General features: G+C 78.1%; 1 pseudogene. It reads left to right on the plus strand.

Going from position 1 to position 928, the window contains the following annotated elements:
* Window positions 1-928, plus strand: a pseudogene (locus B9S57_RS00045) (hypothetical protein); the annotation flags it as partial.

Below are 928 nucleotides of genomic sequence, written 5' to 3' on the forward strand. Positions count from 1 at the left end.
CAGGGAGGCCGCGGCGGCGGAGAGTCGTACGGAGCTCGCCGCGGCCCGCGCCGCCGACGCGGCCGGAGCGGCCGAACAGTCCTACGAGGCCGAGCGCAGGGCCGCCGACTCGATCGCCGCCGACCACCGCCTCGCCGACCTGCTGGGGCTCCCGGCCGCGGCAGGAGCCGGTGTTCCGCGCCCCCGCCGGGGTGCGGCCGGTGAGGACGAGCCGGGCGACCGGGGGCAGGAGAGCGAGGCCGGCGACGCGCAGGCCCTCACGGCCGAGGAGTTCGACAACAGCGCCGACGAACTGCGCGGACTCCTCGACCAGGGCATCTCCGCCGCCGAGCGCAGGCTCTTCGACCTGCGCACGGCGGCCGCCGACGACTCCCGCATCCTCGGCGCCCTCGGAACCGGTGGGCTGCTCCCGCCGGGACCCGATGTGCTCGCCACCGTCGAGTACCTCGGGGAGCACGGCATCCCCGCCCTCCCCGGCTGGCGCTACCTCGCCCAGGCCGTCGACCCCGCCGACCACGCCGCCGTCCTGGCCGCGCGGCCCGAACTCGTCGACGGCGTCGTCATCACCGACCCGGACGCGCACACCCGCGCCCGCGGGGTCCTCGCCGCCGCCGCACTGCTGCCCCGGTCGGCCGTGGCCGTCGGTACCACCGCGGCCCTCCTCGCACCCGTACCGGCAGCCGCCGACGCCGACGGCGTGTTCCTCGTCCCGCCGAACCCGGCGATGCACGACGAACTCGCCGCCGACGAGGAGCGCCAGGCACTGAGGGCACGGGCCGCCGCACGCGACGAGGACATCCGGACGCTCGCCGCCCGGCTCACCGCGGACCGCTCGCTCGCCGCCCGCATCGGATCCTGGCGCGCCGACTGCCCGCCCGGCATGCTCGCCGAACTGGGCGCAGCCGCCCGGACCTCACGCGCCGCTGCG

Origin of the sequence: Streptomyces sp. SM10 (assembly GCF_002910915.1) — a bacterium.
GTDB lineage: Bacteria > Actinomycetota > Actinomycetes > Streptomycetales > Streptomycetaceae > Streptomyces.